Source organism: Variovorax sp. Varisp85 (genome assembly GCF_047304045.1).
Classification (GTDB): domain Bacteria; phylum Pseudomonadota; class Gammaproteobacteria; order Burkholderiales; family Burkholderiaceae_C; genus Variovorax.
The window spans coordinates 1-23,977 of sequence record NZ_JBGLYN010000017.1 but is presented as its reverse complement, the minus strand read 5'-3'; the positions used below and the strand labels follow the sequence as shown (position 1 = coordinate 23,977).

General features: G+C 67.8%; 25 protein-coding genes. 11 read left to right on the top strand and 14 right to left on the bottom strand.

What is annotated here, in order from left to right; all coding sequences use genetic code 11:
* Window positions 1-31: 31 nt before the first annotated feature.
* Both ACCC97_RS09420 and ACCC97_RS09415 read left to right on the top strand, forming a co-directional pair.
* Window positions 32-697, top strand: a complete 666-nt coding sequence (locus ACCC97_RS09420; protein ID WP_413332470.1) for a sigma-70 family RNA polymerase sigma factor — start codon at window positions 32-34, stop codon at window positions 695-697.
* The gene (locus ACCC97_RS09415) at window positions 694-1,896 is read left to right on the top strand and encodes a hypothetical protein (RefSeq protein ID WP_413332468.1); all 1,203 of its coding nucleotides are present in this window, start codon (window positions 694-696) and stop codon (window positions 1,894-1,896) included. Before ACCC97_RS09420 ends, ACCC97_RS09415 begins: the two co-directional genes overlap by 4 nt.
* Before the next feature lie 21 nt (window positions 1,897-1,917).
* Here the strand turns inward: ACCC97_RS09415 and ACCC97_RS09410 are convergent, their stop codons facing one another.
* The 4 genes from ACCC97_RS09410 to ACCC97_RS09395 all read right to left on the bottom strand — a co-directional run bounded on the left by ACCC97_RS09410 (window position 1,918) and on the right by ACCC97_RS09395 (window position 6,520).
* Window positions 1,918-2,697 (bottom strand): enoyl-CoA hydratase, encoded by a 780-nt coding sequence (locus tag ACCC97_RS09410; RefSeq protein WP_413332466.1) that lies wholly within the window; start codon window positions 2,695-2,697, stop codon window positions 1,918-1,920.
* Between the two features lie 106 nt (window positions 2,698-2,803).
* Window positions 2,804-4,630 carry a M61 family metallopeptidase gene (locus ACCC97_RS09405; RefSeq protein ID WP_413332465.1) on the bottom strand — a complete coding sequence of 609 codons (1,827 nt, stop codon included), beginning with the start codon at window positions 4,628-4,630 and terminating at the stop codon, window positions 2,804-2,806.
* Window positions 4,630-5,352 (bottom strand): DsbC family protein, encoded by a 723-nt coding sequence (locus ACCC97_RS09400; RefSeq protein ID WP_007828910.1) that lies wholly within the window; start codon window positions 5,350-5,352, stop codon window positions 4,630-4,632. Before ACCC97_RS09400 ends, ACCC97_RS09405 begins: the two co-directional genes overlap by 1 nt.
* A 40-nt stretch (window positions 5,353-5,392) precedes the next feature.
* Window positions 5,393-6,520 carry an FAD-dependent monooxygenase gene (locus ACCC97_RS09395; protein WP_007828912.1) on the bottom strand — a complete coding sequence of 376 codons (1,128 nt, stop codon included), beginning with the start codon at window positions 6,518-6,520 and terminating at the stop codon, window positions 5,393-5,395.
* A gap of 117 nt (window positions 6,521-6,637) precedes the next feature.
* On the opposite strand from ACCC97_RS09395, the gene ACCC97_RS09390 reads away from it, so the two are divergent.
* Window positions 6,638-7,519, top strand: a complete 882-nt coding sequence (locus ACCC97_RS09390; RefSeq protein ID WP_413332463.1) for an MOSC domain-containing protein — start codon at window positions 6,638-6,640, stop codon at window positions 7,517-7,519.
* Window positions 7,520-7,541: 22 nt separating this feature from the next.
* Here ACCC97_RS09390 and rbsD read toward each other — a convergent pair whose 3' ends face one another.
* The 6 genes from rbsD to ACCC97_RS09360 form a co-directional block, all read right to left on the bottom strand.
* Window positions 7,542-7,943 (bottom strand): D-ribose pyranase, encoded by a 402-nt coding sequence (gene rbsD / locus ACCC97_RS09385; protein ID WP_007828915.1) that lies wholly within the window; start codon window positions 7,941-7,943, stop codon window positions 7,542-7,544.
* Window positions 7,940-8,905: a ribokinase gene (gene rbsK / locus ACCC97_RS09380; protein WP_413332461.1), complete on the bottom strand. Its 966-nt coding sequence runs from the start codon at window positions 8,903-8,905 to the stop codon at window positions 7,940-7,942. Before rbsK ends, rbsD begins: the two co-directional genes overlap by 4 nt.
* Complete coding sequence (locus ACCC97_RS09375) at window positions 8,902-9,999, bottom strand: LacI family DNA-binding transcriptional regulator (RefSeq protein WP_007828917.1); 1,098 nt, start codon at window positions 9,997-9,999, stop codon at window positions 8,902-8,904. Before ACCC97_RS09375 ends, rbsK begins: the two co-directional genes overlap by 4 nt.
* Before the next feature lie 36 nt (window positions 10,000-10,035).
* The gene (locus ACCC97_RS09370) at window positions 10,036-11,031 is read right to left on the bottom strand and encodes an ABC transporter permease (protein WP_007828919.1); all 996 of its coding nucleotides are present in this window, start codon (window positions 11,029-11,031) and stop codon (window positions 10,036-10,038) included.
* Window positions 11,028-12,623, bottom strand: a complete 1,596-nt coding sequence (locus ACCC97_RS09365; RefSeq protein WP_413332459.1) for a sugar ABC transporter ATP-binding protein — start codon at window positions 12,621-12,623, stop codon at window positions 11,028-11,030. Before ACCC97_RS09365 ends, ACCC97_RS09370 begins: the two co-directional genes overlap by 4 nt.
* A gap of 125 nt (window positions 12,624-12,748) precedes the next feature.
* The gene (locus ACCC97_RS09360) at window positions 12,749-13,693 is read right to left on the bottom strand and encodes a sugar ABC transporter substrate-binding protein (RefSeq protein ID WP_007838312.1); all 945 of its coding nucleotides are present in this window, start codon (window positions 13,691-13,693) and stop codon (window positions 12,749-12,751) included.
* Window positions 13,694-13,901: 208 nt separating this feature from the next.
* On the opposite strand from ACCC97_RS09360, the gene ychF reads away from it, so the two are divergent.
* Together ychF and ACCC97_RS09350 are read left to right on the top strand one after the other, a co-directional pair.
* Entirely contained in the window at window positions 13,902-14,993 is a 1,092-nt protein-coding gene (gene ychF, locus ACCC97_RS09355; RefSeq protein WP_007838310.1) for a redox-regulated ATPase YchF, read from the top strand.
* A gap of 187 nt (window positions 14,994-15,180) precedes the next feature.
* Window positions 15,181-15,855, top strand: a complete 675-nt coding sequence (locus ACCC97_RS09350; protein ID WP_007838308.1) for a glutathione S-transferase — start codon at window positions 15,181-15,183, stop codon at window positions 15,853-15,855.
* Here ACCC97_RS09350 and ACCC97_RS09345 read toward each other — a convergent pair whose 3' ends face one another.
* Entirely contained in the window at window positions 15,856-16,320 is a 465-nt protein-coding gene (locus tag ACCC97_RS09345; protein WP_007838306.1) for a YqaA family protein, read from the bottom strand.
* A gap of 175 nt (window positions 16,321-16,495) precedes the next feature.
* Between ACCC97_RS09345 and dusB the strand changes: the two genes are divergently transcribed.
* From dusB to purH, 3 genes are read left to right on the top strand one after another with little or no spacing between them, the layout of a single operon-like run.
* The gene (dusB, locus tag ACCC97_RS09340) at window positions 16,496-17,560 is read left to right on the top strand and encodes a tRNA dihydrouridine synthase DusB (RefSeq protein WP_056595435.1); all 1,065 of its coding nucleotides are present in this window, start codon (window positions 16,496-16,498) and stop codon (window positions 17,558-17,560) included.
* Between the two features lie 17 nt (window positions 17,561-17,577).
* Window positions 17,578-17,814 carry a Fis family transcriptional regulator gene (locus ACCC97_RS09335; protein ID WP_007838304.1) on the top strand — a complete coding sequence of 79 codons (237 nt, stop codon included), beginning with the start codon at window positions 17,578-17,580 and terminating at the stop codon, window positions 17,812-17,814.
* Window positions 17,815-17,830: 16 nt separating this feature from the next.
* Window positions 17,831-19,462: a bifunctional phosphoribosylaminoimidazolecarboxamide formyltransferase/IMP cyclohydrolase gene (gene purH, locus ACCC97_RS09330; protein ID WP_413332456.1), complete on the top strand. Its 1,632-nt coding sequence runs from the start codon at window positions 17,831-17,833 to the stop codon at window positions 19,460-19,462.
* Window positions 19,463-19,669: 207 nt separating this feature from the next.
* On the opposite strand, the gene ACCC97_RS09325 is transcribed toward purH, so the two are convergent.
* The 3 genes from ACCC97_RS09325 to thiD all read right to left on the bottom strand — a co-directional run bounded on the left by ACCC97_RS09325 (window position 19,670) and on the right by thiD (window position 22,689).
* A complete protein-coding gene (locus ACCC97_RS09325; RefSeq protein WP_007838392.1) occupies window positions 19,670-20,143 on the bottom strand; it encodes a hypothetical protein in 474 nt (157 codons plus the stop codon).
* A 169-nt stretch (window positions 20,144-20,312) separates the two neighbouring features.
* The gene (gene hemL, locus ACCC97_RS09320) at window positions 20,313-21,599 is read right to left on the bottom strand and encodes a glutamate-1-semialdehyde 2,1-aminomutase (protein ID WP_007838394.1); all 1,287 of its coding nucleotides are present in this window, start codon (window positions 21,597-21,599) and stop codon (window positions 20,313-20,315) included.
* 127 nt (window positions 21,600-21,726) lie between these two features.
* The gene (gene thiD / locus ACCC97_RS09315) at window positions 21,727-22,689 is read right to left on the bottom strand and encodes a bifunctional hydroxymethylpyrimidine kinase/phosphomethylpyrimidine kinase (RefSeq protein WP_007838396.1); all 963 of its coding nucleotides are present in this window, start codon (window positions 22,687-22,689) and stop codon (window positions 21,727-21,729) included.
* Between the two features lie 111 nt (window positions 22,690-22,800).
* On the opposite strand from thiD, the gene ACCC97_RS09310 reads away from it, so the two are divergent.
* The 3 genes from ACCC97_RS09310 to ACCC97_RS09300 all read left to right on the top strand — a co-directional run bounded on the left by ACCC97_RS09310 (window position 22,801) and on the right by ACCC97_RS09300 (window position 23,819).
* Complete coding sequence (locus tag ACCC97_RS09310) at window positions 22,801-22,971, top strand: rubredoxin (protein WP_007838397.1); 171 nt, start codon at window positions 22,801-22,803, stop codon at window positions 22,969-22,971.
* Window positions 22,972-23,055: 84 nt separating this feature from the next.
* Window positions 23,056-23,454 (top strand): response regulator, encoded by a 399-nt coding sequence (locus tag ACCC97_RS09305; protein WP_007838399.1) that lies wholly within the window; start codon window positions 23,056-23,058, stop codon window positions 23,452-23,454.
* Complete coding sequence (locus ACCC97_RS09300; RefSeq protein ID WP_007838401.1) at window positions 23,454-23,819, top strand: response regulator; 366 nt, start codon at window positions 23,454-23,456, stop codon at window positions 23,817-23,819. Before ACCC97_RS09305 ends, ACCC97_RS09300 begins: the two co-directional genes overlap by 1 nt.
* The last annotated feature ends 158 nt before the right edge of the window (window positions 23,820-23,977 follow it).

Below are 23,977 nucleotides of genomic sequence, written 5' to 3'. Positions count from 1 at the left end.
CGCCCGTACAAGCTCGGGTGAAAATCCGCCGATGTCCGCGCTTCCCCGCGCCCCTTCCGCCAAGAACGCCCCCGAGCGCCAGGCCATGCCCGACGACCAGTTGATGCTGGCCTATGCGCAGGGCGACGCCGCCGCGTTCGACGTGCTCTACGCGCGCCACGAAGGCGGGCTGTTCCGCTTCGTCAAGCGGCTGCTGGGCGCGCGGCTGGCGGCGCAGGCCGACGAGGTGTTCCAGGACACCTGGGTGCGGATCATCTCGGCGCGCGAGAGCTTCTCGCCGCAGGGCGCGACCTGGCGCACCTGGGCCTTCACCATCGCGCACAACCTCGCGATGGACCGGCTGCGCGTGAGCGGGCGCGAAGTGGCGCTCGATGCGCATGCGGACGACGACAGCGATCCCGTCCCCACGCTCGACCGCGGTGTGCGCGGCGCTGTCGATGCGGCCGCGCATCCGTCGGCCGAAGAGCTCGCGTTCTGGCGCGCCGCGGGCCGCCGCCTGCTGGCCTGCCTCGACGAACTGCCGCCCGAGCAGCGCGCCGCGTTCCTGCTGCACCATGAAGACGGCCTGACCGTTGACGCGCTGGCCGCGAGCCTGGAGATCGGATTCGAGACCGTGCGCAGCCGCCTGCGCTACGGCCTGCAGAAGCTGCGCGCCTGCATGGAGCGCTACCTGTCGGTGCTGGAGCAACGGGCATGAGCGGCAACACCACCGGTTTCGAAGACGGCCGCGACGACGACCTGCGCGACCCGGCGCTGCGCCGTGCGCTGGACCACGCGCCCGACGGCGAGGCCACGCCCGATCCACGCACGCGCGACGCGATCCTGAAGATGGCGCACAACCTGGCTGCGGCGCCGGCGCCGGCGTCGACTGCGGGCACGGCCGCCAACAGCGCGAGTGCTCGGCCGTGGTGGCGCCGCCTGTTCGGCGGTGGCGCAGAGCCGCATCCGCGCATGCCGTGGAATGCGGCCTTCGCAACGGTACTGGTGGCCGCGTTCATTACCGTGCTGTGGCGCAGCGAACCGGTGCCCGATGCGCGGCTTGACGGGGAGGCGCGTGTCGGCGGCGCCGCCGCGCCCGCGGCCGAAGCCCCCGCGGCTCCTGCGGCGCCTGCACCCGCGACGGCTGCCGCACCCGAACCCGCGGGGGCGCCGCCGGCCGCGGCGAAGCAAGCCCCGCCGACACCGGCCGCGCCTGCTGCCGAACAGCGCGCCAAGGTGCCGCGCGACACGGCGCCTATCAAGGAAGCGGCACGCGCCCAGCCATCGCGCAGGGAGGCGGTGCCCGCGCCCACGCCCGTGGCGCCGGCGCCTCCCGCCATCGTCGCCGAGCAGGCCGCCCAAGCCCCCGCGCAGGACGAGCGTCGCGAAGAGCGCATGGAAAGCGAACGCCGGCGCGCCTACGCCCCCGCACCGGCCGCGCCCGCTCCATCCGTTGCATCGCCGCCGGCCGCCGCCCCGCTCTCCCGCCAGTCGCAGGACGCCTCGGCGCTTGCCAGCCAGAGCGGTGCCAGCGGGCAAGCCTCCGGTGCGTTGCAGGACGCTTCGCCGCGTGCGGCGAAGGCTGCGGCGTCTCGAGCCGACGGGCCGCCGTCCTTCTCCGCGCTGGAGCGCTGGACATCGTTCAGTTCGGACGCCGGCGCGCGGCGCGCGCGGGGCGACGTCGAAGGCTTGCCTGCCCTGGTGGGCACGGTGGCGCGCTCGGCCACCACACCCGATGCGCCCTTCGGTGCCCCGGTGGAGGCGCGACTGTCGCTCTATCGCGGCGACACGCTCATCGCCGTGCTCGAGATTGCGGGCGACCAGGTGCGCTGGACGCCGCACCCCGGCGGCACCGCGCTGGTCGGCACGCCGCCGGCGCAGGCGCTCGCTGCGCTGCGCGCGCTGCTGGCGCGTTGAACCGGAGGCCCGATCGGGCGATCAGGCGTTCTTGAAGTCCGGTGCGCGCTTGTTCAGGAAGGCGTCCATGCCTTCCTTCTGGTCGGCCGTGGCGAACAGCGCGTGGAACAGGCGCCGCTCGAACATCACGCCGTCGCTCAGGCCGCCCTCGAAGGCGCGGTTGACCGATTCCTTGGCCGCCATCACCGAGACCTGCGAGTAGCCGCAGATGATCAGCGCCGCGCCCAGCGCCTCGTCGGCGAGCTTCTCGAACGGCACCACGCGGCTTACGAGACCGGCGCGCTCGGCTTCCGCGGCGTCCATCATGCGGGCGGTGAGCACCATGTCCATGGCCTTGCTCTTGCCCACCGCGCGCGGCAGGCGCTGCGTGCCGCCGGCGCCGGGGATCACGCCGATCTTGATTTCGGGCTGGCCGAACTTGGCGTTGTCGGCCGCGATGATGAAGTCGCACATCATCGCCAGCTCGCAGCCGCCACCCAGCGCAAAGCCGGCCACCGCGCCGATCACCGGCTTGCGGATCGAGCGGATGGTTTCCCAGTTGCGCGTGATGTAGTCGCCCTTGTAGGTGTCGATGAAGCTGTACTTGGCCATCGCCGCGATGTCGGCGCCGGCCGCGAAGGCGCGCTCGCTGCCCGTGAGGATGATGCAGCCGATGGCGTCGTCCGCATCGAAGGCCTTGAGCGCCTGGCCCAGCTCGGTCATGAGCGCGTCGTTCAGCGCATTCAGGGCCTTCGGGCGGTTGAGGGTGATGATGCCGACCTTGCCAGCTTCGGTCCGCACTTCGATGTTTTCGTAGCTCATGGTGTCTCCGGGGGAAGGAAAAAACGCGCTTCACTATACCCAGCATGGCCCGGAGTTCCCGATGCGAGAACGCCGACCCAGCGCGGGGGGAGGACAAAGAGGCGAGTTAACTGCCCAGCCAGTTCGCCACCTTGGCGGCGTCGTGCGAGAACAGGCGCCAGGTGGTCGCCCCGACGGGCAGCACCAGCGGCAGCCTGACCAGTTTGCGGTCGCGCGCCACGATGGCCGTGCACTTCGCCGCATCGCCCAGGTACAGCGCGAGGTCGTCGAGCTTGGCGATGCGCCAGGCCTGCGCCGGCCGCTGCTGGCCCTTCCTGCCGACAGCGGGCAGCTCGATGCCGATCCACTCGTCGTGCGCGGAAAAACCGGCCTTCTCGGCCGCGCCACCACGCAGCACCACCTTCACCTGCACGCCGCCATTGGCCTCGGCCACGCGCAGGCCCAGCGCCTGCGCCTGCTGCGAGGGGTCTTCGAGCGTGGCCACGCCGTGCGCGCGCAGCAACTGCGCGAGCGGCAGCTCCTCGGTCGAATGCACCCAGCGCGCGAGTTCCGCCGCATACGAGCGGCCGCTCACGGCCTCGAGCGCGGCGGCAATGTCGGCCTCGCTGATCGGCCCGCCGCCGCTGTGCGTCCACAGGTGGCGCATCACGTCGTCGAGCGAGCCCTTGCCTTCATGGCGCAGCGTGAGGTCGAAGCACAGCGCCACCAGCGCGCCCTTGGTGTAGTAGCTCACCGTGCTGTTGGGCGTCTGCTCGTCCTGGCGGTAGTACTTGACCCAGGCGTCGAAGCTCGCGTCGGCCACCGGCTGCACCAGCCGGCCCGGCGTCTGCATGACCTGGTTGATGGTCTTGTTGAGCAGGCGCAGGTAGGCCGCATCGTCGATGCGCCCGGCGCGGCGCAGCAGCAGGTCGTCGTAGTAGCTGGTGAAGCCTTCGAAGAACCACAGCAGCTGCGTGTAGTTTTCCTGGCTGTAGTCGTAGCGCGCGAACTCTGCCGGCCGCATGCGCTTGACGTTCCAGGTGTGGAAGTACTCGTGGCTGATGAGTCCCATCAGCGTGGTGTAGCCGTCGGGCTGCTTCTTCTTCTCGCCGCGCTGCGGCAGGTCGCGGCGGTTGCAGATCAGCGCGGTCGAATGGCGGTGTTCGAGCCCGCCGTAGCCGTCGTCGACCGCGTTGAGCATGAACACGTAGCGGTCGATCGGCGGCTTCGGCCCGCCGCGCTTGCCGACCTTTTCGCCGTGCCAGAAGCGCATCTCTGCTTCGCAGATGGCCTTGGTGTCGGCGATCAGCTTGTCGCCATCGAACGAGGCCGCGGCACCCGCGATCACGAAGCGGTGCGGTACGCCGCAGGCTTCGAACTCGGCGCTCCAGAAGGCGCCCAGCTCGACGGGGCTGTCGGCCAATTCATCGTAGCCCGAGGCCTGGTAGCTGCCGAAGCCGTGCTTGTCGGCCTTCAGCGGCACCAGGGCAGTGGCGCACGACCAGCGCGCAGCGTCATCGGCCAACACGGGCGCGACGATCTCCAGCGCATGCGGCGCCTCGGTCTGGCCTTCGACGCGCAGGCACACGCTGGTGCCGTTGAAGAAGCCGCGCTCGGCATCGAGCCAGGCGGTGCGCACCGAGTTGTCGTAGGCGCAGACCCGGTAGTGCAGTTCCAGCGGCTGCCCGGGCGTGCACTCGACGAGCCAGCTGCATTTGTCGAGCTGCGTGAGCGCCGGCTTGCGTCGACCCTGCGTGGCGCGCAGGCCCTGCAGGTTCTTGGCGAACTCGCGCACCAGGTAGCTGCCCGGAATCCACACCGGCAGCGACACGCGCTGCTGCGCCGTGGGTGCGTCGATGGTGAGCGTGATGTCGAAGAGGTGTGCGTGAAGATCCGCACATTCGACGCGATAGCGCACGCCTGCGGCGCGCTGCGCGGGAGCCTTCGCCGCCATCAGCTGGACGAAGCGGCGAGTTGCTTCTCGACCTGCTCTGCGGGAATGGCGCCGGGCGTGCGGGTGCCGTCGCTGAAGATCAGCGTCGGCGTGCCGGTGATGTTGTACTTGCGGCCGAACTCGACGTTGCGCTGCAGCGCGGTCACGTCGCAGCTGCTGGCCGCGGTGGCGGGTTTGGTGCTGGCTTCCATCCAGTCGCCCCAGGCCTTGCCCTTGTCCTTGCTGCACCAGATGTCGCGCGACTTGACGTTCGAGTCGGGGCCCAGCACCGGGTACAGGAACAGGTACACGGTGACGTTGTCGACCGTCTTCATGTCCTTCTCGAAGCGCTTGCAGTAGCCGCAGTTCGGGTCTTCGAACACCGCGAGCTTGCGCTTGCCGTTGCCGCGCACGATCTTGATCGAGTCCTTCAGCGGCAGCTGGTCGAAGGCGACGGCGCTGAGCTTTTCCACGCGCTCTTCGGTCAGGTTCTTGCGCGATTTCACGTCGATCAGGTTGCCCTGGATCAGGTAGTTGCCCTGCTCGTCGGTGTAGAAGATCTGCGCGCCGTTCACGCGCACTTCGTAGACGCCCGGGATCGGCGACTTCGAGACTTCGTCGATCGCCGGGAACTGCGGAATGCGCGCCGGCAGGTTCTTGCGGATCTCGGCTTCGCCGGCGGTGGCGGCCACGACCGCGCCCAGCGTGCAGGCAGCGAATAGGAGGTTGCGTACGAGTGTCATCGGGGGATCCGTTGGTTCGATTCGAGAATAAGTGGGCGCGTCAGGCCTTCAGGCCCATGGCTTGCGCCGTGATCCAGTGCTTGACGAGGCGCGTGCGGTCGAAACCGCGCATGCCCCAGTTGCGCAATGCAGGAAGCGGGCCGAGGTTGTGCGAGAAAAGCTGCTGCAGTCCATCGGTTGCGAGGCTCATCTGCAGCACGTCGGCACGGCGGGCGCGCTCGTAACGGCGCAGCAGGCGGGCATCGCCCACGCTGCGCCAGTAATCGCGGTTCCTGATCACCTCGGCCAGCTCGGCCGCATCGGCCAGGCCCAGGTTCAGGCCCTGGCCGGCCAGCGGGTGCACCGTGTGGGCGGCGTCGCCCGCCAAGGCCCAGGAGCGGGTCGGCTGGCCGGGCATGGCGCCGGTCCAGCGGTCGGCGATGGCGCGCGCCAGCGGCCATGCGCCGCGCTCGCTCGTGAGCTTGAGCGCGCCGAGCGCGTTGTGGCTGGCCTCGGTGACGGCGGCGTTGAATTCGTCGTTGCCCTGTGCGAGCAGGTCGGGCGCGCGCAGCTGGTCGACCGACCACACCAGTGCGACCGTCTTGCCGTGCGTGCCGCCGAGCGGCAGCAGCGCGAGCACTTCGCCCCTGTCGTTGAACCATTGGCGCGCGATGCCGTCGTGCGACTGCTCGGCCTCCATGCGCGCCGCGATCGCGTGCTGCGGATAGCGCGTGACCTCGTAGCTCACGCCAAGCGCTTCGCGCGTGGTGCTGGCCTTGCCTTCGCACACCACGGTGAGCGGGGCGACGACGGGCTCGGCCACGACCTCGATCTGGGGCTGGAAGCGCACCGCGTCGGCCAGCTGCTGCTCGAGCGCGGGCACGTCGACGATCCAGGCCAGCGCATCGACTTTCTGGCGTGCGGCGCTGAACTGCACCCGTCCGCCTTCGTCGCCGTGCACCAGCATTTCGCGCACAGCGGTGGCGTGGACGGCGTCGGGCCAGGCGCGCAGCGATTCGAGCAGCGCGCGCGAGGCGGTGTTGAGCGCATACGCGCGGATGTCTTCCTTGCCCTGCGTGGCCGGCGGCACCACCAGCGCGACGCGCACACGTTCGCGCGCGAGCAGCAGGGCCAGCGTGCGGCCGACGATGCCGGCGCCACGAATGCAAACTTCTGGGGGGAGAGCCATCGAACGATTGTAGGAGTTGCCCGTCCAGGGCGGGGCGTGGGCCTTTTCCTGCGGCGGGGAGTTTTCGGGGCGCCTCGATGCCGGACAATTGCCGCCGAATTCCAAGGAACCCCCACCGTGTCCCAGCCTGCTTTCGACCTCGAAGCCACCATCGCGCGCCTGTTCATCTACCCGGTCAAGTCCTGCGCCGGGGTCGAGCTTCCCGAAATGCTGCTGACCGAGACCGGGCTGGAGTTCGACCGGGCCTGGATGGTGGTCGACGCGCAGGGCGAGTTCGTCACCCAGCGGCAGCTGCCGCGCATGGCGCTGATCAAGCCACAGATGAAGCAGATGGAAGTGGTGCTGCGCGCCCCTGGCATGCTGGCGCTGCACCTGGCCTTCGACCGGGTCGAGAAGCCGGTGCGGGTGCGCGTATGGAAAGACGAGGTGCCCGCCTACGACATGGGCGACATCGCCGCCCAGTGGTTCAGCGATTTCCTCTCGGAGCCCGGCAGGCCGCAGACCCTGCGCCTCGTGCGCTTCGACCCCGAGCACAAGCGCCTGTCGAGTATGAAGTGGACCGGCGGCGTCGAGGCGCAGACCCAGTTCGCCGACGGCTACGCGCTGCTGGTGGCGAGCGAGGGCTCGCTGGCCGAGCTCAACGAACGCCTTGCGGCACAGGGCCACGGGGCCGTGGGCATCGAGCGCTTCCGCCCCAACATCGTGCTCGCGGGCATCGAGTCGCACGACGAGGACCGCATCGACGCGCTGCACATCACGACCGGTGAAGGCGAGGCCGAACTGCGCCCCGTCAAGCCCTGCACGCGCTGCCCGATCCCGGATATCGACCCGGCCACCGCCCTCAGCAGCCCCGAGGTCGGCGACACGCTGCGCACCTACCGCGCCGACGCGCGCGTGGATGGCGGCATCACCTTCGGCATGAACTGCATCGTGATCCAGGGTGTGGAGCACATGCTCAAGGTCGGCCAGTCCGTGGGCGCGAACTACAAGTTCGAATGAGCGAAGGCGCTCCAGCGGCGCCTCAGAACTTCACTCCGGCGATCAGGATGATGTTCGCGTAGGGCGTGCATTCGCCCGTGCGCACCATGGCGCGGGCCTTGGCGGTGCGGCGCTTGAATTCCTCGTGCGACACGGTCTGGGGCTCGATGCCCAGCGACTGCGGATACCAGCCCGGCAATTTCTTCGTGTCGCCATCGCCGTCGAGCGCCTCGTCGGCGATCACGATGCCTTCCACCTGCATCTCCGACAGCACCGCCTGCAGCACGTCGTCGAGTTGCGGCACGCCGCGCGCCACCGCGAGGTCGATGCGGCGCGGACCATCGGGAATCGGCAGGCCGGCGTCGCCGAGCACGAGCATGTCGCCGTGGCCCAGCGAGGCGATCACATGGGAGAGTTCGGCGTGCAGCAGGGCGGTGCGTTTCACAGCGTGATCCAGTCGGGAGGCAAGGGACTGCGCAGCACGGCGTCGCGCTGCGGGATGGAAGGTTGGGCGCCGGGCTGCTGGATGCACAGCGCCGCGGCGCGAATGCCCAGGCGCACGGCCTCGTCGAAGGAGTGGCCTTCGCCCAGCGCGACCGCGAGCGCACCCAGGAAGGTGTCGCCGGCGGCCGTGGTGTCGACCGCCTGCACCTTAGGCGCGGGATGATGGCGCGCGCCGTCGGCATCGACGGCCACGGCGCCGCGCGAACCCAGCGTGACCACCACGCGCGCGATGCCCTTGGCGCGCAGCGCCTGGCCGGCCTGCGCCGCTTCCTGCGGGCTGTCGGCGGACTGGCCGCACAGCGTCTGCGCCTCGATCTCGTTGACCACCAGCGTGTCGATCAGCGGCCACAGCGGCTCGGCGATCGCCTGCACCGGCGACGGGTTGAGCAGCACCTTGCAGCCCGCGCCATGCGCCACCGCGATGGCGCGCGCGACCTGGTCCATGGGGGTCTCGAATTGCGTGACGAGGAAGGCCGCGCCCTGCACCTGCTGTTTCAGCGCGGCTTCGTCCACCTCTACCCGGGCGTTGGCGCCGGGAATCATCACGATGCGGTTCTGCCCACTGTCTTCCACGAGGATCAGCGCCGTGCCGGTGGGCTCGTCGGCCACGGTGCGCAACGCGGCGGTGTCGATGCCGTCGTTCTGCAGCGCGTTGCGCAGAGCCGTGCCATACGCGTCGCCGCCGACGCAGCCGATCATCTGCACTTGTCCGCCTTCGCGCGCACAGCTCACCGCCTGGTTGGCGCCCTTGCCGCCGGGAATGGTGGCGATCGAATGGCCGAGCAGGGTTTCTCCCGCGGCCGGCGCATGCGGTACGCGCAGCACCAGGTCCATGTTGAGGCTGCCGAGCACCACGATGCGCGGCGCCGGGGAGGGGCTGCTGGAAGAAGGCTTCGGGCTCACGGGGTGCGGGACTTTCGGGTTTGCGTTGCAGGCGTTTCGGTCGCAAGGGGCGCGGCGGGCTCGCGGAAGCTCGCATGCCGCGCGGTCGAGGCGCGCACGCGCAGCTCGGGCTGCAGCACCACCTTGCGTGCGTCGCGCCGCTTGCCGCCTACGCGTTCGAGCAGCATGTCGACCGCCAGCGCGCCGATGCGCTCCTTGGGCTGCGCCACGGTGGTGAGCGGGGGGCTGGTGTAGGCGGAGAGTTCGATGTCGTCGAAGCCGACGATCGAGAGTTCGTCGGGTACGCGCACGCCGCTTTCATGCGCCGCGCGCAGCGCGCCGATGGCCATCAGGTCGTTGCAGACGAACACGGCCGAGGGCTTGCGCTCGGTGCGCAGGATGGCGTGCATGGCCTCGTAACCGCCCTGGCTGGTGAAGCCGCCGCGCCACAGCAGTGCGCTGGCGTTCGCGATGTCGGGCGTCGCGCCGGTCTCGGCCAACGCCATGCGCCAGCCTTCGATGCGCTGCTCGCTCGGCATCACGCCCGCGGGCCCGCCGATGCAGGCGATGCGCTTGTGGCCCAGCGACAGCAGGTGCCGCACCGCGAGCAGGCCGCCCTGCATGTGGGCGGTTTCCACCAGGTCGCAGGCCGGGTCGTCGATCTCGCGGTCGACCAGCACGGTCGGCACGCGCAGGCCGTGCAGCTGCTTCGCCAGCGAATCGTCGTCGGCGGTGCCCGCGCCGGTCGACACCACGATCAGCCCGTCGATGCGGCGCTCGGCCAGCACCTTCAGGTAGACGCTCTGGCGGTGCGGTTCGTCATCGGTGTTGCACAGCACCAGCGTGTAGCCGGCGCCGAAGCAGCGGTCTTCCACGATGCGCACGATCTCGGCGAAGTAGGGATTCGAGCTGTTGGGAATCAGCATGCCCAGCGTCGAGGTGGTGTTGCTCTTCAGGCTTCGCGCCATCGCGTTGGGCACGTAGCCCAGTTCGCGGATGGCGAGCTCCACGCGCTCGCGCACCTTGGCGCTCACGTGGCGCGTGTCGTTGACCACGTGCGACACGGTGGTGACGGACACATCCGCCTTGAGTGCGACGTCCTTGATGGTGGCCATGGCTTTTCCTGTTCCTGGTGGGGCGGGATGCTGTCGTCAGGCCAGGCGGCGGTCGGCACGGCGCTGGCGCAGCGTGTCGATGATGACGGCCACCACGATCACCGCGCCGGTGATGATGCGTTTGCTCGGCTCGCTGGCGCCCACCTGCGCCAAGCCGGCTTCGAGCACCGCGATGATCAGCACGCCGAAGAAGGTGTTGATCACCGAGCCGCGCCCGCCCATGAGGCTGGTGCCGCCGATGACCACGGCCGCAATCACCTGCAGCTCGATGCCGACGCCGGCGTTGGGGTCGGCCGCTTCGAGCCGGGCCGACTGCATCAGGCCCGCGAGCCCGGCCAGCAGGCCGGTGGCGGCGAACACGATGATGCGGATGGGGCGTGGGTCCACGCCTGCCAGGCGCATTGCTTCTTCGTTGGTGCCGATGCCCACCACGTGGCGTCCGAACACCGTGCGCGTGAGCACCATCTGCGCGATGACCACCAGCACCACCGCGAGCACGAAGGCGGCCGAGATGCCGCCGATCCACGGCGCGGCCAGGCCCGAGATGGCGTCGCCCACGTACTGCGTGCGCGAATCGGTCACGAGGTAGGCGCCGCCGCGCACCGCTTCGAGCATGCCCAGCGAGACGATGAAGCTCGGCAGCCGCCAGGCGACCGACACCGCGCCGGTGACCGTGCCGCAGACGAGCCCTGTCGCGAGGCCGAGCACGGCGGCCAGCGGCACCGAGAGCTTCCATTCGAGGATGGCGGCCGCCGTGACCGCGGCGCTCAGCGCCAGCACGGAGCCGACGGACAGGTCGATGCCCGCGATGATCAGCACGAAGGTCATGCCGACGGCCATCACGGCCAGGGCGGGGATTTCATTCGCGATGGAGACGAAGGTCTCGCGCGTCAGGAAGTATTCGCTGAGCGTTCCGAACAGCGCGATCATGCCCACGAGCACGACCGTCAGGCCGAGGTAGGTGCCGAGCTGGCCTTTGAGTGCGGAGGGCGAGGCCGGCGGGTTTTGTTTGGTGGAGGCTTCGGCGTTCATGGTGTGTCGGCGGTGACCGGGGTCGAATCGGAAACGGGAGATACCGTCGGCGGGCTGGCGGCGCGTCCTGTCGCGTCGCTGAATGCGGCGGCCAGCAGCGATTGTTCGGTCCACGCGCCGCGCTCGAACACCGCGACCAGCCGGCCGGCGCTCATCACGCCGATGCGGTCGCACATGGCCATCAGTTCGCGCAGGTCGCTCGACACCATCAGCAGCGCCTTGCCGGCGTCGGTCATGCGGTCGAGTTCGGCGTACAGGTCGGCGCGCGCGCCCACGTCCACGCCGCGCGTGGGTTCGTCGAGCAGCAGCACCTTGCATTCGCGGTGCAGCCAGCGCGCGAACACCACCTTCTGCTGGTTACCGCCGCTGAGCGTGGCGACCGGTTGTTCGATGCTGCGCGAGCGGACACGCAGCAGCTCCACCAGCCGCTGCGCAATGCCGCGCTCCTTGGCGCGCTGCAGCCAGCCGGCATGGGAGATGGCGCCGAGATCGCTCAGCGTGGCATTGACGCGGATCGACTGCGGCAGCAGCAATCCTTGCGACTTGCGGTCTTCGGTGACCAGCCCGATGCCGGCGCGGATGGCCTGCATCGGCGAGCGCCAGCCCTTGTGCGCGTGCTGCGTGGGCTGGCCGTTTTCATAAAGGGAGATCTCGCCGCGGTCCGCGCGGTCGGCGCCGAACAGCAGGCGCACCAGTTCGGTCCGGCCCGAGCCGACGAGGCCGGCCAGGCCCATGACTTCGCCCGCGCGCAGGTCGATGTCGACGTCGCGCACGACCTGCGCCCGGCCGATGCCGCGCGCGCTCAGCAGCACCGGGCCCGCCACGCGGCGGTCGCGGCCTTCATGTTCGTGCACCGCGCGGCCCACCATGCGCTGCACCAGTTCGGATTCGCGCACGCCGGCCATGGCGCGCACGTCGACCAGCCGGCCGTCGCGCAGCACCGCCACGCGGTCGGCGATGCGCTGCAGCTCTTCGAGGCGGTGCGACACGTAGACGATGGCCACGCCGCGCGCCTTCAGCAGGTCGATCTGCTCGAACAGGTGCGCGGTTTCGCGCGGCGTGAGCATGGCGGTGGGCTCGTCGAGCACCAGCACGCGCGTGTCGTCCTGCAGGTTGCGCGCGATCTCGACCATCTGCTGCTGGCCGATGCCCAGCCGCGCCACGGGCGTGGCCGGGTCGATGTTCTGCATGCCGATCTTGGCCAGCTGCTGCGCGGCCAGCTCGTGCAGCTTGCCGCGGCGGATCCAGCCGGTCTTGTTGGGCAGCCGGTCGAGCAGCAGGTTCTCGGCCACCGACAGCGTGGTGACGAGCCCGAGCTCCTGCATGACCATGCGCACGCCCAGCCGCTCGGCGTCGCGGCGCGAGGTGGGCGCAAAGGGCTTGCCGTCGAGCAGCATCTGGCCGCGCGTGGGCTGCACCAGGCCGCAGACGATCTTCGACAGCGTGCTCTTGCCGGCACCGTTCTCGCCCGTGAGGGCCAGCACTTCGCCGGGGTTGAGCACGAGCGAGACGTCGTCCAGCACCGGCGCCGCATAGTCCTTGCCCATGGCGCTCAGCGAGAGCACTGGCGTACTTCGATCGTTGTCAGCCATCGATGGGCAACCTCATTCATTCATTCCAGAAACACCACGGAACCGGCTTCGCCGGGCCGTTGGTGTTGCCCCCGGTAGGGGGAAGGCGCGCGCGACACGAAGTGCGCGAAGCCTGGGGGCGAGCATTATTTCGTGACCAGCACCACGTCGGTCTTCACTTCGGCGGGCATCTCCGACTGCTTCTTCTTGTCGGCGATGGCCTTCAGCGCGGTCTCGATGCCGAACACGGCCTGCTTGGCGGCGAACTGGTCGGCGGTGGCGAGCACGCGGCCGTCCTTGAGCATCGGCTTGATGGCGCCGATGTTGTCGTAGCCCACCACCAGCACCTTGCCGGTCTTGCCCGCGGCCTTGACCGCAGCCACGGCACCCAGCGCCATGCTGTCGTTGCCGGCGAGCAGGGCCTTCAGGTCGGGGTGCTCGCGCATCATGCCGGCGGCCACCGTGTTGCCCTTGTCGATTTCCCACTGGCCCGACTGCACGCCCACCACCGTTGCGCCGGCAGCCTTCATGGCATCTTGATAGCCCAGCGTGCGCTGCTGTGCATTGAAGGTGGTCGACACGCCTTCGATGATGCCGACCTTGTCGCCGGCCTTCAGCTCCTTGGCGAGCGCATCGCCCACCAGCTTGGCGCCGGCGCGGTTGTCGGGGCCGACGAACGGCACCTGGATGCCCTTTTCCTTGAGCGCGGCCGCGTCGAGCTGGTTATCGATGTTGACCACCAGGATGCCCTTGTCGATGGCGGCCTTGATCACCGGTACCAGCGCCTTCGAATCGGCCGGGGCGATCACCAGCGCGTTGATCTTCTGCGCCACCATCTGCTCGACCATCTTGATCTGGGCGGCGGTGTCGGTCTCGTCCTTGATGCCGTTGGCCACCAGCGTGTATTCGGAGGCATGGGCCTTCTGGTGCGCCTTGGCGCCGTCTTCCATGGTGCGGAAGAACTCGTTGGCCAGCGACTTCATGACCAACGCGACCTTGGGCTTGTCCTGTGCGAAGGCGGGGGTTCCGGCAATGGCGCCCAGCAGCATGAGGGCGGCAGCGCTTTGCAGGGTACGGCGGGTGAACTTCATGGGAATGTCTCCTGGGATGGTTGATCAGAGCGGTACGCCGGTCTTTGCCGGGGGCTCCGATGTTAGCCGAGGGAAACGTTTGCGCAAACGTTTGCTAATCGGGGCTAACCCTGATGTTTTTGGGTAGGGAAGGAGGGGGTGAAGCCCTGCCCGGACCGGCCTGCAATCCCGCTCGCCTAAAATTGGCGGTTACCCAAGAGGACCCCCCATGAGTTTGCAATGCGGCATCGTCGGCCTGCCCAACGTCGGTAAATCCACCCTTTTCAATGCGCTGACCAAGGCCGGCATCGCGGCCGAGAACTATCCGTTCTGCACCATCGAGCCCAACGTGGGCGTGGTGGAAGTGCCCGATCCGCGGCTTGCGCAACTGAGCGAGATCGTCAAGCCCGAGCGCATCGTGCCCGCCATCGTCGAGTTCGTCGACATCGCTGGCCTGGTGGCCGGTGCCAGCACGGGCGAAGGCCTGGGCAACAAGTTCCTGGCGCACATCCGCGAGACCGACGCCACCGTCAACGTGGTGCGCTGCTTCGACGACGAGAACGTGATCCACGTGGCCGGCAAGGTCGACCCGATCTCCGACATCGAAGTGATCCAGACCGAACTCTGCCTGGCCGACCTCGCCACGGTCGAGAAGGCGCTGCACCGCCACACCAAGGTGGCCCGTTCGGGCGACAAGGACGCGCAGAAGCTCGTCGGCCTGCTCGAGCGCTGCCAGGCCGCGCTGAACGAGAACACGCCGGTGCGCGCGCTCGAGTTCACGAAGGAAGAGCAGCCGCTGGTGAAGAGCTTCACGCTGATCACCGCCAAGCCCGCGATGTTCGTGGGCAACGTGGCGGAAGACGGCTTCGAGAACAACCCCTACCTCGATCGCCTGCGCGAATACGCCGCCAAGCAGGGCGCGCCCGTGGTCGCCATCTGCGCCAAGATCGAAGCCGACCTGGCCGAGATGGATGACGAAGACAAGAAGATGTTCCTCGCCGAGATCGGCCAGGAAGAGCCCGGCCTGAACCGCCTGATTCGCGCCGCCTTCAAGCTGCTGGGCCTGCAGACCTACTTCACCGCCGGCGTGAAGGAAGTGCGCGCCTGGACCATCCACATCGGCGACACCGGCCCGCAGGCCGCAGGCGTGATCCACGGCGACTTCGAGAAGGGCTACATCCGCGCCCAGACCATCGCGTTCGAGGACTACATCGCCTTCAAGGGCGAGCAGGGCGCGAAGGACGCGGGGAAGATGCGGTCGGAAGGCAAGGAATACGTCGTGAAGGATGGCGACGTGATGAACTTCCTGTTCAGTTCGTAATAGGGCTCGCCCCCAGGCTGCGCGCACTTCGTGTCGCTTCGCCTTCCCCCTACCGGGGGCGACACCTGAGGCCCGGCCGAGCCGGTTCCTCGGTGTCTCGCGAAAACGCGGTTCGCGGGTTTTGCATGTTGTTGGGTAGACTCCGCGCGCCCGAATCGCTCGATTCCTCCTGACAAGGCCCGCCTCCATGCTCACCGTCCACCACCTCAACAACTCTCGCTCGCAGCGCGTGCTCTGGCTGCTCGAAGAACTCGAGCTGCCCTACGAGATCGTCCACTACCAGCGCGATCCGCAAACCAGTCTGGCGCCTGCTTCGCTGCGGGCTGTCCATCCGCTGGGCAAGTCCCCGGTCGTCACGACGCAGGACGGGCTCACGCTTGCGGAGTCGGGCGCGATCATCGAGACGCTCATCGAGCGCCATGGCAACGGCCGCCTCGCGCCCGCGGTGGGTTCGCCCGAGGCGCTGCGCTATCGCTACTGGCTGCATTTCGCCGAAGGCACGGCGATGTCGCCGCTGCTGCTGAAGCTGGTGTTCGACCGCATCGAGACGAGCAAGATGCCCTTCTTCGCGAAGCCCATCGCCAAGGCCATCGCGGCAAAGGCGAAGTCGGCGTTCATCAACCCGAACATCGCGAATCACCTGAACTACATGGAGGCCGAACTCGGCAAGAGCGAGTGGTTCGCGGGCGATGCCTTCACAGGCGCCGACATCCAGATGAGCTTCGTGGTCGAAGCTTCGCAGGCGCGCGGCGGGCTCGATGCGAAGCGGCCGAAGCTGATGTCGTACCTGGAGCGCATCCACGCGCGTCCCGCGTACAAGCGCGCACTCGAGCGCGGCGGCCCCTACGCTTTGTTGAACTGATCAGAAGACCTGCAGCAGCGCCACCGTCATGGTGATGTAGCGCAGGAATTTCCCGATCGCCATGTAGGCCACGCAAGGCCAGAACGGCAGCTTGAGCCAGCCCGCCACCGCGCACAGCGGATCTCCCACCAGCGGCAGCCAGCTGAGCAGGCAGGCCTTCGGGCCGAGCCGCTCCAGCCAGCCCAGAACCCGCACATGGTGTTTCGAGTGCGAGTATTTGTCGGCCACCTTGTGCGCGCCGTAGCCCATCCACCAGTCGACCGCGCCCCCCAGCGTGTTGCCGATGGTGGCCACCGCGATGGCCGGCCAGAACATGTCGGGGTTGAGCTTGAGCAGCCCGAAGAGAAAGGGCTCGGAGCCCACCGGCAGCAGCGTGGCCGAGACGAAGGCCGCGACGAACAGGGTCGACAGGCCGTATTGCGGCAGCGCCAGCAGCGCCATGAGGGAGTCGAGCCACGCTTGCATAAGGTGGGCGAAGTATAGGCAGTGCTCACCTCGCAATTCCGTGGGAGAAAGCCCCGGATCGCACCGGTGTTTACACGGGTACCCGGACCGCAAATCGTTTCAGTCGCTGAAATGCGGCGTGGCTACAATCGTGCCTCATTTTTCAGCAGCCGAACGCGCACCGCTCCCCTTCCAAATGACCTTGCAGATCGGCACCCACACGCTGGAAAACCGCCTGTTCGTCGCGCCCATGGCCGGCGTGACGGACCGGCCCTTCCGCATGCTGTGCCGCCAACTCGGCGCTGGCTACGCGGTCAGCGAGATGGTCACGTCGCGCAAGGAACTCTGGGGCACGCTCAAGACATCGCGCCGTGCGAACCACGACGGCGAACCGGGCCCCATCGCGGTGCAGATCGCCGGCACCGACGCGGCCATGATGGCCGAGGCCACGGTCTACAACATCGAGCGCGGCGCGCAGATCATCGACATCAACATGGGCTGCCCGGCCAAGAAGGTCTGCAACAAGTGGGCCGGGTCGGCGCTGATGCGCGACGAACCGCTGGCGCTTGAAATCGTGCAGGCCGTGGTCGATGCCGCGCAGCCTTTCAACGTGCCGGTCACGCTCAAGATGCGCACCGGTTGGAGCGAAGAGCACCGCAACGCGGTGAAGCTCGCGCGCGATTTCGAATCGGCCGGCGTGCAGATGCTCACGGTGCACGGCCGCACGCGCGAGCAGGGCTACAAGGGCTTTGCCGAGTACGACACCATCGCGGCGGTAAAGGCCGCGGTGCGCGTGCCGGTGGTGGCCAACGGCGACATTCGTTCGCCGGAGAAGGCGCGCGACGTGCTTGCGGCCACCGGCGCCGACGCGGTGATGATCGGCCGCGCCGCGCAGGGCCGGCCGTGGATCTTCCGCGAGATCGCGCATTTCCTGGAGACCGGTACGCACCGCGCGCCGCCGCTGGTGGCCGAAGTGCGCCGCTTGCTGCTCGACCACCTGGTGGAGCACTATGCGCTGTACGGCGACTACAGCGGTGTGCGCACGGCGCGAAAGCACATCGGCTGGTATGTGCGCACGCTGCCCGACGGCGAAGCGTTCCGCGCACGCATGAACACCATCGAGGACTGTGCCGAGCAGCTGCGCGCGGTCGGCGGCTATTTCGACGGGCTGGCGGACCGCATGGACCGCATGCCCGTGCAGCACCTGGCGGACGAAGAGGCGTCGTCGGGTGAAGAGGAGGCGGCTTGCGCCGTCGATTGAGAAAAAGAGAAGAAGCAATGAGCAAGAAACATATCGAGGACTGCGTACGCACCAGTCTGGACAGCTACTTTCGCGACCTGCGCGGCACCGAGCCCGACGGCATGTACGAAATGCTCGTGCGCGTGGTCGAGAAACCCCTGCTCGACGTCGTCATGACGCGCGCGGAAGGCAACCAATCCAAAGCCGCGCAATGGCTGGGCCTGAATCGCAACACGCTTCGCAAGAAGCTGGTCGAACACAAACTTTTGAAATAACTCCACGGCATATCCCATGGCCCAGACCGCACTCATCTCCGTTTCCGACAAAACCGGCATCCTCGAATTCGCCCAGGCGCTGCATGCGCTGGGCATCAAGCTGCTGTCCACCGGCGGCACCGCCAAGCTGCTGGCCGATGCCGGCCTGCCCGTCACCGAAGTCGCCGACCACACCGGCTTCCCCGAAATGCTCGACGGCCGCGTGAAGACGCTGCACCCGAAGATCCACGGCGGCCTGCTCGCGCGCCGCGACCTGCCCGCGCACGTGGCGGCCATCAAGGAACACGGCATCGACACCATCGACCTGCTGGTGGTCAACCTGTACCCGTTCGAAGCCACGGTGGCCAAGCCCGGCTGCACGCTCGAAGACGCGATCGAGAACATCGACATCGGCGGCCCGGCCATGGTGCGCAGCGCGGCAAAGAACTGGAAGGACGTGGGCGTGCTGACCGACGCATCGCAGTACGCCGTGGCGCTGGCCGAACTGAAGGCCGGCGGCAAGCTCAGCGACAAGACCAAGTTCGCGTTCTCGGTCGCCGCGTTCAACCGCATCGCCGACTACGACGGTGCCATCAGCGACTACCTCTCGGCCATCGACTTCGACGCCAGCATCGGCCAGCCCGCGCCCAAGCGCTCGCTGTTCCCCGCGCAAAGCAACGGCCGCTTCGTGAAGGTGCAGGACCTGCGCTACGGCGAGAACCCGCACCAGCAGGCTGCGTTCTACCGCGACCTGTACCCGGCGCCCGGTTCGCTCGTGTCGGCCAAGCAGCTGCAGGGCAAGGAGCTCAGCTACAACAACATCGCCGACGCCGATGCCGCATGGGAATGCGTGAAGAGCTTCGACGTGCCCGCCTGCGTGATCGTGAAGCACGCCAACCCGTGCGGCGTCGCCATCGGCAAGGACGCTGCCGAGGCTTACGGCAAGGCCTTCAAGACCGACCCGACCTCGGCCTTCGGCGGCATCATCGCCTTCAACCGCCCTGTGGACGGCGCGACCGCACAGGAAATCGCCAAGCAGTTCGTCGAAGTGCTGATGGCGCCGGGCTACACGCCCGAGGCGCTCGAAGTGTTCCAGGCCACCAAGGCCAAGCTCAACGTGCGCGTGCTCGAGATCGCGCTGCCCGCGACCGCAGGGTCGCCTGGCTCCCGTGGCGGCGCCACCGACTGGGACAACGGCCGCAACGCCATGGACGTGAAGCGCGTCGGCTCGGGCCTGCTGATCCAGACCGCCGACAACCACGAGCTGGCCGCCAGCGACCTCAAGGTGGTCAGCAAGAAGCAGCCCACGCCGCAGCAGCTGCAGGACCTGCTGTTCGCCTGGAAGGTCGCGAAGTACGTCAAGAGCAACGCGATCGTGTTCTGCGCCAACGGCATGACCATGGGCGTGGGCGCGGGCCAGATGAGCCGCCTCGATTCGGCGCGCATCGCAAGCATCAAGGCCGAGCACGCCGGCCTGTCGCTGAAGGACACGGCCGTGGCGAGCGACGCCTTCTTTCCGTTCCGCGACGGCCTCGACGTGGTGGTCGATGCGGGCGCGAGCTGCGTCATCCAGCCGGGCGGCTCGATGCGCGACCAGGAAGTGATCGACGCTGCCGACGAGCGCGGCGTGGTGATGGTGCTGTCGGGCGTGCGGCATTTCCGCCACTGACGACGCTCCCTTCCAGAACACCGCGGAACCGGCTTTGCCGGGCCGCTGGTGTTGCCCCCGGTAGGGGGTTGGCGAAGCGACACGAAGTGCGCGCGGCCTGGGGGCGAGCCAAGGGCTACCGCGGAACCGGCTTTGCCGGGCCGCTGGTGTTGCCCCCGGTAGGGGGTTGGCGAAGCGACACGAAGTGCGCGCAGCCTGGGGGCGAGCTCATTCCCCGAACCGGTATTTCAGCTGCAAGGTGAGCGCGCCGTACAGCCGGTTCTTGATCGTCGGCACGTAGGCGATGTTCAAGCCCCAGTGCCTGCCTTCGATGGCGGCCACCGGAAGGATGGCCGGGAACCAGTTGCTGTTGCGGTAGTTGGGGTAGCCGTCGAAGCCGCCGACCACGGCGCCGAACTTCACGCCGTAGAACTCGAAGGGCAGCACGTACAGTCCGAGGTAGTTCGATTGCCTGCGGTCGCTGTTGTGGAAGGTGCCCGCCGTGATGCGGTACGTGTCGTTCAGCGGGTACTCGACGCCAAGGCCCTGGTTGACGTTCTCCAGCCCCTTGCTGCGGTCGAAGTGTGCCGAGTAGAAGCCGGGGTTGACCCAGATGTTCTTCGGCTCGAAGGCGTCCTGTGCGCACGCGAGTGCCGGAAGAAGAAGGGCCGCCAGCATCGGCAGCGTGCGCAAGGGGATCATGGGCCGGAACGTCTTCGGTGTCTGTGCGTGCGGGCCGCTTCGATGGCGGGCGCACTTTTCTTGGAATCCCCTGGTGCCGCAACCCGTGAAGCCGCCTTCGCCAAGTGCCGGCGCAATATACCCGGCGCAATCACGAAATTCGTGACACCGCGCCGCGATTCGCGCGGCCTCAGCGCTTCCTGAAGATGTCCTGCGCGGCCTCGACGGTGGCGGCGATGTCGTCGTCGGTGTGGGCCGCGCTCACGAAGCCCGCTTCGTAGAGTGCCGGCGCGATGTACACGCCGCGGTCGAGCAGGCCGTGGAACAGCGCATTGAATTTGGCGTTGTCGGTGGTCATCACGGTGGCATAGTTTTGCGGCAGGTCCTTCATGAGGAAGAAGCCGAACATGCCGCCTTCGCTGTCGGCATTGAAGGGCTGGCCTTCGGCCGCGGCTGCGGCCTTCAGGCCGTCGACCAGCGAGCGTGTCTTCTTGCCGAGCGCTTCATAGAAGCCGGGCCTGGCGATCTCCTTCAGCGTTGCAAGGCCGCAGGCCGTGGCCACCGGATTGCCCGACAGCGTGCCTGCCTGGTAGACCGGGCCCAGCGGCGCGAGCTGCTCCATGATCGCGCGCGGACCGCCGAAGGCCGCGAGCGGCATGCCGCCGCCGATGACCTTGCCGAGCACCGTGAGGTCGGGCTTGATGCCGAGCACGCCCTGTGCGCCGTGCAGGCCCACGCGGAAGCCGGTCATCACTTCATCGAATATCAGCAGTGCGCCGTGCTGGGTGCACAGCTCGCGGCAGCGCCGGGCGAACTCGGGTGTCGCGCGCACGAAGTTCATGTTGCCTGCGATGGCCTCGATCATCAGGCAGGCGATGTCGTTGCCGTGCAGCGAGAAGGCTTCTTCCAGCTGCTGCAGGTTGTTGTACTCGAGCACGATGGTGTGCTGCACCACCTCGGGCGGCACGCCGGCGGAGGTCGGGTTGCCGAAGGTGGCGAGGCCGGAGCCGGCCTTCACCAGCAGTGCATCGGCATGGCCGTGGTAGCAGCCTTCGAACTTGACGATGCTCTTGCGGCCGGTGGCGCCGCGCGCGAGGCGCAGCGCGCTCATGGCGGCCTCGGTGCCCGAGCTCACGAGCCGCACCATTTCCATCGACGGCACCAGCGCGAGGATGGCTTCGGCCAGCTCGATCTCGCGCTCGGTCGGCGCGCCGTACGAGAAGCCTTCGAGCACGGCCTTCTGCACCGCCTCGACCACGGCGGGGTGGCCGTGGCCCAGGATCATCGGACCCCAGGAGCCGATGTAGTCGATGTAGCGCTTGTCGTTGGCGTCCCAGAAATAGGCGCCATGCGCGCGCTGGATGAAGCGGGGCGTGCCGCCCACGGCCTTGAAGGCGCGCACGGGCGAGTTCACGCCTCCGGGGATCACGGCGCGGGCGCGCTCGAAGAGGGTGTTGTTGCGGTCAGTGTTGGGCATCGGAGGCAAGTGGGTGGTTATTCAGTGGAGGGCCGCCGCGCACGGCCGCCCGAAGCGGCCGGCACGCCCCCGGTAGGGGGTAGGCGAACCGACACGAAGTGCGGGCTGCCTGGGGGCGAGCAACATGTCAGTGCCGGGTGTCGTGGGGTGGGAGGGCGAAGTCCGGTTCGGCGCCCGGGTCTTCATCGTCATCGTCGTCCTCGGGCTCGGCCCAGAACAGGCGGTCGGGCAGCACATGGCCCATGCCGGGGCGGAAGCCCGCGTCGAGGCATCGGTCCATGTAGGCCAGCGCTTCGCTGGTTGCGGCCACGAGGTCGGTGCCGCTGGCGAGCAGGGCGGCCAGCGCGGCCGACAGGGTGTCGCCGGCGCCGGCGAAGACGGCCTCGAGCCGCTCGTATTTTTCGCTGGCGAGCACCGACTGCGGGGAGGCCAGCACGTTGTCGATGAACTGCTCGGGCAGCATCAGGCCGGTCACGAGCGTATAGGGCACGCCGAACTCGCCGGCGGCCTTGGCAATGTCGCGCGCAGTGGGCGGACGCTCCCCGTTCCAGTCCGGAAGCAGCCAGCGCCACAGCGTACTGTGGTTTCCTACCAACACTGTGGTTTGCGGCAAAACAAGTTCCCGAAAAGCGTCCAGATAGGGCTCGATCAGGTTCTCGTCCCACCACGAAAGGTTGGGCATGTAGGCCACCACGGGCACCTCGGGATAGTCGGCGGCGGTCTCGGCGATGGTGCTCAGGGCCTCGGTGGTGCCGGCAAAGCCCACCTTGATCAGCTGGACTTCCACGTCCTCCAGGATGGCGCGCGCCTGCTCGGCGATGGCCTCTTCATCGAAGGGAAAGTGATCGAAAATCTCGGCCGTGTCCCTGGCGTAGGCCCCTGTGACAACGGGCAGGATGTGTGCGCCCACCGACGCCATGGCGAGGGCGTCGGCGCCCAGTCCGCCCGCCCCGCTGGGATCGCTGGCATTGAACACCAGCACGCAGGGGGGATTCAGGTCGTGTTCGGCGACCGATTCGTCGTCCTGCGAGGGGTCGTTAAGATCGCCCGGTTTGCGGGTGTTGTCTGCGGAATGTAAGTAGATGGTCATAAGCCGGGCGGAATCCCCTGGATGGTGGCATAGGCGCGACGTTTACCGTCCGTCAGTGAGATACGCATAGATACACTCGTTGCATTTAATGAACAAGGACTTTAAGCTCCGATGAATACGAAAACTTGGATGTGCCTGATTTGTGGGTGGATCTATGACGAAGCAGTGGGTGTACCGGAAGACGGCATCGCGGCAGGCACGGCCTGGGCCGATGTGCCGATGAACTGGACCTGTCCTGAGTGCGGTGCGCGCAAGGAAGACTTCGAAATGGTTGAAATCTGAAAGCATGGCATAGATAGAGCTACGCGGTCTGCGTCGGTGTTCGGCGCGGCGGGCTTCCAAGTCTCATGAGCAGGAGCATTTGCAATGGGCCCGAATGGATCAGGTTACAAGGTGCTTGTCATCGACGACAGCAACACCATCCGGCGCAGTGCCGAGATTTTTTTGAAGCAGGGTGGGCATGAGGTTCTTCTCGCGGAGGACGGCTTCGACGCGCTCTCGAAGGTCAATGACCACAAGCCGCATCTGATTTTCTGCGACATCCTGATGCCGCGGCTCGACGGCTACCAGACCTGCGCCATCATCAAGCGCAACGCCAATTTCTCCAACGTTCCGGTCGTCATGCTGTCCTCGAAAGACGGTGTATTCGACAAGGCCCGCGGCCGCATGGTCGGTTCGCAAGACTACCTGACCAAGCCTTTCACCAAAGACCAGCTGCTGCAGGCCGTGCAGCAGTTTGGCATCGTTCAACAGGAAGCGCAGTAATGCCCATTCGAAAAATCCTCGTCGTCGACGACTCCAAGACGGAACTGATGTTCCTGACCGACCTCCTCCAGAAGAACGGCTTTGCCGTGAAGACGGCCGAAAACGCCGACGACGCCATGCGCCGCCTGGAGGAAGAGCAGCCCGACCTGATCCTCATGGACGTCGTGATGCCCGGCCAGAACGGCTTCCAGCTCACGCGCGCCATCGCCCGCGACCCGAAGTACGCAGCCATCCCGATCATCCTGTGCACCAGCAAGAACCAGGAAACCGATCGCGTCTGGGGCATGCGCCAGGGCGCACGCGACTACATCGTGAAGCCGGTCAACGCGACCGACCTGATGTCCAAGATCAGCGCGTTGGCCTGAGCGGAAGTCTGCTGAGCCCATGGCGAATCGCGACGCTCTGAGAGCCTTCCAGTCCCGGCTGGGGGGCCCCCGGGCGGGGGCGCCCCCCCCCGGGGGGGGCCCCCCCGGGGGGGGGGGGGGGGGCGGGGGGGGGGCAAAAAACATAACCCCGGGGGCCC